Origin of the sequence: Actinospica sp., assembly GCF_035552695.1 — a bacterium.
Lineage (GTDB): Bacteria > Actinomycetota > Actinomycetes > Streptomycetales > Catenulisporaceae > Actinospica.
This window is the reverse complement of record NZ_DASZKT010000119.1, coordinates 1-7,102: the sequence shown is the minus strand read 5'-3', so window position 1 is coordinate 7,102 and position 7,102 is coordinate 1. Positions and strand designations below refer to the sequence as shown.

9 protein-coding genes and 1 pseudogene are annotated in these 7,102 nt (G+C 70.4%); 5 read left to right on the top strand and 5 right to left on the bottom strand.

Annotated features, from left to right (window positions below; all coding sequences use genetic code 11):
• Nucleotides 1-522 precede the first annotated feature (522 nt).
• A complete protein-coding gene (locus VG296_RS15230) occupies nucleotides 523-1,731 on the bottom strand; it encodes a serine hydrolase domain-containing protein (RefSeq protein WP_325566372.1) in 1,209 nt (402 codons plus the stop codon).
• Nucleotides 1,732-1,904: 173 nt separating this feature from the next.
• Between VG296_RS15230 and VG296_RS15225 the strand changes: the two genes are divergently transcribed.
• Nucleotides 1,905-2,339, top strand: a complete 435-nt coding sequence (locus VG296_RS15225; RefSeq protein ID WP_325566371.1) for an SHOCT domain-containing protein — start codon at nucleotides 1,905-1,907, stop codon at nucleotides 2,337-2,339.
• A 384-nt stretch (nucleotides 2,340-2,723) separates the two neighbouring features.
• Here VG296_RS15225 and VG296_RS15220 read toward each other — a convergent pair whose 3' ends face one another.
• Nucleotides 2,724-3,131, bottom strand: a complete 408-nt coding sequence (locus tag VG296_RS15220; protein ID WP_325566370.1) for a PPOX class F420-dependent oxidoreductase — start codon at nucleotides 3,129-3,131, stop codon at nucleotides 2,724-2,726.
• Nucleotides 3,132-3,275: 144 nt separating this feature from the next.
• Between VG296_RS15220 and VG296_RS32860 the strand changes: the two are divergent.
• The 3 genes and pseudogenes from VG296_RS32860 to VG296_RS15210 form a co-directional block, all read left to right on the top strand.
• Nucleotides 3,276-3,545: pseudogene (locus tag VG296_RS32860) on the top strand (DUF2218 domain-containing protein); the annotation flags it as partial.
• A gap of 33 nt (nucleotides 3,546-3,578) precedes the next feature.
• Nucleotides 3,579-4,226 (top strand): O-methyltransferase, encoded by a 648-nt coding sequence (locus VG296_RS15215; RefSeq protein WP_349259569.1) that lies wholly within the window; start codon nucleotides 3,579-3,581, stop codon nucleotides 4,224-4,226.
• Between the two features lie 72 nt (nucleotides 4,227-4,298).
• The gene (locus VG296_RS15210) at nucleotides 4,299-4,700 is read left to right on the top strand and encodes a DUF1992 domain-containing protein (RefSeq protein ID WP_325566368.1); all 402 of its coding nucleotides are present in this window, start codon (nucleotides 4,299-4,301) and stop codon (nucleotides 4,698-4,700) included.
• Nucleotides 4,701-4,769: 69 nt separating this feature from the next.
• On the opposite strand, the gene VG296_RS15205 is transcribed toward VG296_RS15210, so the two are convergent.
• Together VG296_RS15205 and VG296_RS15200 are read right to left on the bottom strand one after the other, a co-directional pair.
• Nucleotides 4,770-5,315, bottom strand: coding sequence for an N-acetyltransferase (locus tag VG296_RS15205; protein WP_325566367.1), 546 nt, complete (start codon nucleotides 5,313-5,315; stop codon nucleotides 4,770-4,772).
• A 63-nt stretch (nucleotides 5,316-5,378) separates the two neighbouring features.
• The gene (locus tag VG296_RS15200; RefSeq protein ID WP_325566366.1) at nucleotides 5,379-5,753 is read right to left on the bottom strand and encodes a cupin domain-containing protein; all 375 of its coding nucleotides are present in this window, start codon (nucleotides 5,751-5,753) and stop codon (nucleotides 5,379-5,381) included.
• Between the two features lie 185 nt (nucleotides 5,754-5,938).
• Between VG296_RS15200 and VG296_RS15195 the strand changes: the two genes are divergently transcribed.
• Nucleotides 5,939-6,349, top strand: coding sequence for a MarR family winged helix-turn-helix transcriptional regulator (locus tag VG296_RS15195; protein ID WP_349259568.1), 411 nt, complete (start codon nucleotides 5,939-5,941; stop codon nucleotides 6,347-6,349).
• A 412-nt stretch (nucleotides 6,350-6,761) separates the two neighbouring features.
• Here VG296_RS15195 and VG296_RS15190 read toward each other — a convergent pair.
• Nucleotides 6,762-7,102, bottom strand: a 341-nt coding sequence (locus tag VG296_RS15190; RefSeq protein ID WP_325566364.1) for an N-acetyltransferase, incomplete at its 5' end; no start/stop codon positions are given.

The following is a 7,102-nucleotide window of genomic DNA, read 5'->3' as shown; positions in this document are numbered from 1 at the left end:
ACCGAGGTGCTCATGGCGGCCGGCCTTTCCCGTAGGAGTGCGTTGGGGTTACGCACGGAACGTGGCAAAGATGCCACCGCAGCGTGGTCGGTAAACCCCTGTGGCCGGGATACGCCGCAGGCTTGCGCCGTTGGGCTGATGGCCGCCGGGTCCGTCCCTGGATCGCGGCCAGGCAGAAGGTGCCGTTCCGGACAGGTCTTGATGCTCGCCCATGGACGTTTCGCGCGCACGCAGCCGCGCCGCGCCGCCGCGGAAGATCACCCGGTCGGCGGCCGGAAACTCGGTCGCCCGCGCCGCAAGATCGTCATCGTACGGCCGTTGACCTGGCGGATTCCGCCGCCTGCCGCGAAACCCGCGCGCCTCGCCGATCACCGCCACACGGTGGTGAATCGGCCGTACGGGTGCTGCCTTCCGCGTCATCCCAGTGTGCTGATTAACCTTCGCGGCCCGGCCACGCTTCCTCGAACCCTGACAGAAGCGGTCGCCGACCTGCCGTGCCGAACCTCCTTTCACCACAACGGACTACGCCGCGAGCGCCGCGTACGCGCCGGTCTCGAAGTCCACCGCCACGTCGGGTGGTTGAGGGCTCTGCCATAGCCGCTGGGTGAGCAGGATGCCGATCAGCCGCTCCCGCGAATCGTTGAACCAGGCCGTGCCGAGTCCGCCGTCCCAGCCGTACCGGCCGACCGACGCCAGCCCGCTGCGGGCCGTGGTCACCTGGACGCCGAAGCCCCAGCCGGCCGTGTCCCACGCCCCGTTGACCAATCCGCCGCGCCGCCGGTTCTCGGCGGTCAGGTGGTCCGTCGTCATCAGTTCGACGCTCGGTCGGGAGAGGATCCGCGTTCCGCTGTAGATACCGCCGCCAAGCAGCATCCGGGCGAAGGCGAGATAGTCGTCGACCGTCGAGACCAGATCCCCGCCGCCGTCCGGGAACGGGGGCGGCTCGCTCCAGATGCTGTTCTCGCCCGGATCGGCCAGTTCAAGCGCGCCGGACTCCGGATCCACACGGTATGCCGAGACTAACCGCTCCTGTTTCTCCGGCGGCACGTGGAACGCGGTGTCGTCCATGCCCAGCGGCTCGAACAGCCGCTCGCGCAGGAACTCGGGGAACGGCCGCCCGGAGGCGCGCGCGATGAGCACACCGGTCACGGCCAGCGGCATGTGGTAGAGCCACGCCTCGCCGGGCTGGTAGATCAGCGGGAGTTCGCCGAGTCGGCGCAGATACAGGTCGGGCTCGGGCGCGGGTTCCGGCGAGAACCGCGGGGGAGCGGGCGCGATGCCCGCCTCCTGCATGGCGGCCGTGATCGGCCAGTCCGGATTCCATACGCCGCCGAAGCCCGCGCGGAAGCTCAGCAGGTCGCGCAGCGTGATCGGCCGCTCCGCGGGCACCGTCTCCTCCAGCGGGCTGCCCGGGCTCTTGAGCACCCGGCGGTCGGCGAGCTCCGGCAGGAACTCCTCGACCGGATCGTCGAGCCGCAGCACGCAGTCCTCCACCAGGGTCAGCGCGGCCACGGCGGTGATCGGCTTGCTCATCGAGGCGATCCGGAAGATCGAATCCCGGCTCATCGCCTCGCCGCGGTCCACGTCCCGCCGCCCGAGCACCTCGACGTGCGTCGAATCGCCCTTCGCCACGGCCGCCACGAGCCCGGGTACGGTGCCGCGCTGGACGTAGCCGGACAGGACGCGGTGCAGCCGGTTCAGGCCCGGCGGAGTGAAGTCGTTCGCTGCCATGCCCCCAGTCAACACCGGACGTCCGACAAATGCGCGCCCGTCGCGTGGTCGCGGTACCCGAATTGCTGAGAATCGCCGAAGAACGCCGCTCAGGGGCGATTTGAGCGGAACCGGGTAGATCGTCTGCGCGTTCAACCGGTATCAGTGCTTGGTCATAGACGGGAGGATGGGAGATGCCGTTCCACTCTGGATACGGCTACTACGGTACGGGCGACTGGTTGTGGTCGATCTTCAGCACCGCGCTTTTCATCGTGCTGGTCACGCTGGCGATCATGCTGCTGGTGCGGGTCTTCTCCGGGCCGCGGCAGGGTCCGGGTGTGGCCTCGCGGGGCCGCGGCCCGTGGTTCGGCCCCGGACCGGGAGCGTCGGGTGTCACGCGCCCCGGCTGGGGAGCCCCGGTGACGCCGGAGGCAGCGGGCGCCGAGCGGATCCTGGCGGAGCGCTACGCCCGCGGCGAGATCTCCGAGGAGCAGTATCGCAGCAGGCTGGAGGTGCTGCGGCAGGCGGCCGCCGGCTGGGCGCAGCCGGGTCCGCCGCGGCAACAGCCCGCCGAGCCCCCGGTTCCGGCCTCCGCCGGGCAGGACGTGCCCACGGAGGAGGTGAGGTGACGGAATCTCGACCCTGACCGCCCTAGCCCTAATGGCAACGACCGCGAGTTTTCGGGCACTCGCGGTCCCGGCATGTCAGCTCTCTTCGGAAGCCGGAAGCCGGAAGCCGGAAGCCGGAAGCCGGAAGCCGGAAGCCGGAAGCCGGAAGCCGGAAGCCGGAAGCCGGAAGCCGGAAGCCGGAAGCGGTCCCGCGTGCCTCGCTTGCTCCGGGGCGGGTCGGTACCCATGGCGGCCGCCGCCCAGCAGCCTCGCGGCCAGTCCGTTCAGCCCTCTTCGGGAGCCGGAAGGAGGGCGGAAATGGTCCCGCGTGCCTCGCCTGCTCCGGGGCGGGTCGGTACCCGTGGTGGCCGTCGCCCGGCAGCTTCGCGGCTGGTCCGTCGCGGCTCAGAACCCTGAAGCGCGCTCGATCTCGAAGCGAAGCAGGACTCTGTGGTCTCGCTCCATCGCGGCGCGGTACTCGTCCCAGTCGGGGTGCTCCTCGCCGCGCAGGGTGCGGTAGTAGTCGACCAGGGCGTCGATCCGGTCCGGGCCGTCGACCAGTTCGGCCGTGCCCTCGACCTGGACCCAGCGGCCGTAGAAGGCGTCGCCGAACACGCACGCGGACACGCGCGGGTCGCGGCGGGCGTTGCGGGTCTTGGCCCGGTCCTCGGTGACGCTGATGATCACCCGGCCCTGCGCGTCCACACCGGCGGAGACGAGCGACTGCTGGACCTTACCGTCGCGGCGGTAGGTGGCCAGCACGGCGTTGTGGTTCTCGGCGATGAATCGGCGTGCTTCGTCGATATCGGTCATAGTTAAAGGAAACCTCGCCGGGCCGCATCGGATTCCCAAGTGGCGCCGTGACGTGCGCATTACGTCCTGGCCGCTACGTCATTCGGCTCAATCCTGCTACTTCTCAGTGGATCTAGCGGGTGACACGGTGGGTACGGTGGAGCCATGCCTTTCGCCACGGCCCTCGTCGCCATCGACCGCCCCGCTCGCTACGCCAAGCAACTCGTCTCCCATCTCGGCCACCGGGGCGATACGACGCAGACCGCCGACGGCCGTGCCACGATCACCCTGGGCACCGGGACCTGCGTCATCGCGCCCGGCGGTCGGCACCTGGAGCTGATCGCGGCGTCGCAGGACGCTGAGGGCCTGGCGGCGGTGCAGGACGTGGTCGCGCGTCACCTGCTGCGTTTCGCGGGAGAGGGGTCGGGCGTCCGGGTCGAGTGGTCCCCGCCGACGTCGGGGGACGAGATCGAGCCGGTACATCCCGCCGTAGCGGACTACGTGCTGGCTAGCTCGACTCCGCCGGATGAGCTGCTGTTCGAGCTCATCGCCGAGACGCGCGAGGCGACCGGTGGCCGGTCCGGGATGCAGATCTCACACGACGAGGGCACGCTGCTGACGATGCTCGTCCAGCTCGTCGGCGCGAAATCCGCCGTCGAGGTCGGCACGTTCACCGGCTACTCGTCGCTCTGCATCGCGCGCGGTCTGGCGGCCGACGGACGGCTGCTGGCCTGCGACGTGAGTGAGGAGTGGACCTCGATAGCCCGCGCCTACTGGCAGAAGGCGGGCGTCGCGGACCGGATCGATCTGAAGATCGCACCAGCGCTGGAGACCTTGCGCGCGCTGCCCGCGGACTTCGTGATCGACTTCGCCTTCATCGACGCGGACAAGGAAAGTTATCCCGCGTACTACGCGGAGATCGTCACCCGCTTGCGCCCTGGCGGCGTGATCGCGCTGGACAACGTGCTGCGTGGCGGCCGCGTCCTCGACCCGGCCTTCACCGAGCCGCAGCACGAGACGATGCGCGCCCTCAACGCCCGGATCGCCGCGGACGAACGTGTCGATGCCGTCATGCTCCCGCTGCGCGATGGCGTCACGGTCGTCCGTAAGCGGTAGACGGCTGCGGGGGCAGTGGACGTTCGGTGACCCTGCCGTGACACGGTTTTCGACGTCGCGTAAAATCGTCACATGAGCCAGAACGCCGACTGGGCCAGCCGGTTCGAGAGCGCGCTCGACCGGCAGATCCGCGCCGCCGAGGAGCGCGGGGAGTTCGACGACCTGCCCGGAAAGGGCAAGCCGCTGGCCTCGGACGCGGCTCCGTACCGGGCCGACTGGTGGGTCAACCAGGTCGTTGAACGGGAGCACGCCGGGGCGTACGCGATCCCGCCGGCGCTCGCGCTGCGCAAGATCGCCGACGAGCTGACGGCCGCGGCGGCGGGGTTCACGTCCGAGCGGGACCTGCGGGCGGCGGTCGACGATTACAACGAGCGGGCCGACGTCGCCCGGAAGCTGCCGCAGGAGGGTCGCGCCGTCGTGCTGCCGCGCCTCGAGCCGGACGCGATCGTCGAGGGCTGGCGCGCCCGGCGCTGAGGTGCAGCGGTTGACCAGCCGTTGATCAGCGGTGGATCTGAACTTGATCAGCAGTTGATCGGTAGTTGATCAGCGCAAACCCACGCAGTCCAGCGCCCAGAATGCGTCCGAGTAGACGAGGGTGCCGGTCATCCAGGGCTGATACGCCGAGAGCCGGGCGACCTGGAACGCGGGCGGCGGTATGCGCAGCGAGGGTGAGCGGAAGCCGACCTCGTCCGCCCGCTCGAAGCCGCGTGCCGCGTAATACGTCGGGGAGCCTTCGAGGAAGACGAGCGGTACGCCGCGCGCGTCGGCGGCGTCGAGTGCCGCCCGGACCAGTCGCGTGCCGATGCCCTGGCGATGGAACTCGGGGAGCACGCCGAGCGGGGAGAGTACGAGTACGTCGACGAGCCGCTCGGGCGCGTCCAGCCGACTGGCGCTCAGCAGCACGTGGCCGACGACGCGCCCGTCGGCGGCTTCCGCGACGAGGCCGGACGGCGCCAGGGTCGCGGGTGAGGTGCGGAGGGCGTCGGCGAGAGTGGCGACGCTCTCCGCACCGAAGGCGCGTCGGTGCACGTCACGGACCGACGCATGGTCCTCAGCGCGCTCGGGCCTGATCGTGAAGCCTGTGGTCATGGCCGCGAGCGTAGCCGCACTCCGCGCCGACGCCGCCTGAATTACCGGTGCCGATCTACCTCATCACTGGGCCCACGGCGGGGTGAAGTCGGAGCCGTCGGCGAGCTTGGCGGTCAGGCCGCGGCTGGTGGTGACCCACATGGTCGAGTCCTGATCCGCGCCGCCCTCCACTGTCAACATGCTGTCGGCGGGGACCACCACGACGTCGCCGGGGCGCGCGTTGACGGCGGTGCCGTCGATGGTGAAGCGTGGCGCACCCGAGGTGACGAGCAGGAGTTCTTCCCTGCTCACCTGGTGCGGCATGCCTGGCTGACCAGCGGGGATGCGCGTGGTCCAGGCGCAGAGCTCCGACGCGCCGGTTCGTGAGTTCGCGTACGCGGTGAAGGTTGCGCCGTGCACGTCGTGCTCGATGCCTTCGGTGGAACGGATGACGGGCATGGAAGACTCCTGTAGATAGACAAGCGGATTGACTAAATAGTCAAGCAGACTGTCTATTCTGTCAAGTCCTGTGCGACGATGGACCCGTGACCGAGCTGACCGAGGCGACAGACACGACCGACGCGACCGCCGCCGTGACCGCTGCGACCGATAGGCGCGGGGAGCTGCTCGCGCTGCCGCTGCTGATGCTCTCCGCCGCCTCGACGCTGGTGGACGCGATCCAGGCGGGGGTCGAGGCACGCGGGTTCGTCGGAGTGCGCCCGGCGCACGGCTTCGCCTTCGTGCGCATCGCGGGGGATGGGGCGACGATCGCGGAGATCGGCGAGCACCTCGGCGTGACGAAACAGGCCGCGAGTCAGCTCGTGGACGAACTGCTGCGCCGCGGCTACGTGGTCAGCAGCCGGCATCCGCGCGACGCCCGGGCCAAGCTGGTCACGCTGACGGAGCAGGGGAGGGCCGTCACGCGCGCCGCGGACGATGCGGCGATCGAGGCGGCGCAGGAATGGGTCGCGGTGCTCGGCGAGGAGCGCGTCAGGGAGCTGATCGCGGATCTGTCCCGGGTCGTGAGGGCGGGGAAGCTCAGGCCTCTGTGGTAACGCTCTGTAGCGGTAGTGGCGGCGGGATAGCGGCGGCGGTGCGATGGCGGTGGCGGTAGCCGCGACTGTGGCGACTGTGGCGGCGGTGCGGTGGCGGTGGCGATAGCCGCGGTGGTGGCGACGGCGGCAGTTGCTGCGGCGACGGTGTGGTGGCGATAGCGGTGGCGGTCGCGATAGATAGCCGCGACAGTGGCGACGGTGTGGAGGCGGTCGCGGTAGCTGCGACTGCGGTGGCGGTGGAGTGGTGGCGGTCGCGATCGCCGCGGCGGTGGCGGCGGTGGAGATGGTGGTGGCGGCGATGCGGTGGCGACAGTGCGGTGGCGATAGTCGCGACGGCGACGGCAGCAGTTGCGGCAGCGATAGGGATGGTGCGGCGGCGTGGCGTCAGCCGCGGCGGCGGCCTGCTCGGCGCCTAGCGAAGCGTGCTGGATCCGGCGCCGGTGGGCTCGGAGCCGATCAGGCTCACGCCTTCGGGTCGGCCGAGCTCGCGATGCATGAGGACGACGTCGTAGCGCTCCTCGTCGACGGCCACCGCGTTCGGGATGCGGCCGGTGCGGTGGAAGCCGCAGCGCTCGTATAGGGCGATGGCGGCGTGGTTGTTGCCGCGGACCTCCAGGCCGAGCACCTCGATGCCGTGTTCCGCCGCGTCGGCCGCGAGCAGGTCGACCAGCGTCCGGCCCACGCCGAGGCCGCGCGCGGTTGGAACGACGCACACGCGGTCCAGCTCCGCGAGCACGCGCCGCGTTCGATAGC

Bases quoted from the DNA above. Each gene is read 5' to 3' on its own strand.
- VG296_RS15230 (WP_325566372.1), bottom strand. From the start codon at position 1,731: ATGGCAGCGAACGACTTCACTCCGCCGGGCCTGAACCGGCTGCACCGC.
- VG296_RS15225 (WP_325566371.1), top strand. From the start codon at position 1,905: ATGCCGTTCCACTCTGGATACGGCTACTACGGTACGGGCGACTGGTTG.
- VG296_RS15220 (WP_325566370.1), bottom strand. From the start codon at position 3,131: ATGACCGATATCGACGAAGCACGCCGATTCATCGCCGAGAACCACAAC.
- VG296_RS15210 (WP_325566368.1), top strand. From the start codon at position 4,299: ATGAGCCAGAACGCCGACTGGGCCAGCCGGTTCGAGAGCGCGCTCGAC.
- VG296_RS15205 (WP_325566367.1), bottom strand. From the start codon at position 5,315: ATGACCACAGGCTTCACGATCAGGCCCGAGCGCGCTGAGGACCATGCG.
- VG296_RS15200 (WP_325566366.1), bottom strand. From the start codon at position 5,753: ATGCCCGTCATCCGTTCCACCGAAGGCATCGAGCACGACGTGCACGGC.
- VG296_RS15195 (WP_349259568.1), top strand. From the start codon at position 5,939: ATGCTCTCCGCCGCCTCGACGCTGGTGGACGCGATCCAGGCGGGGGTC.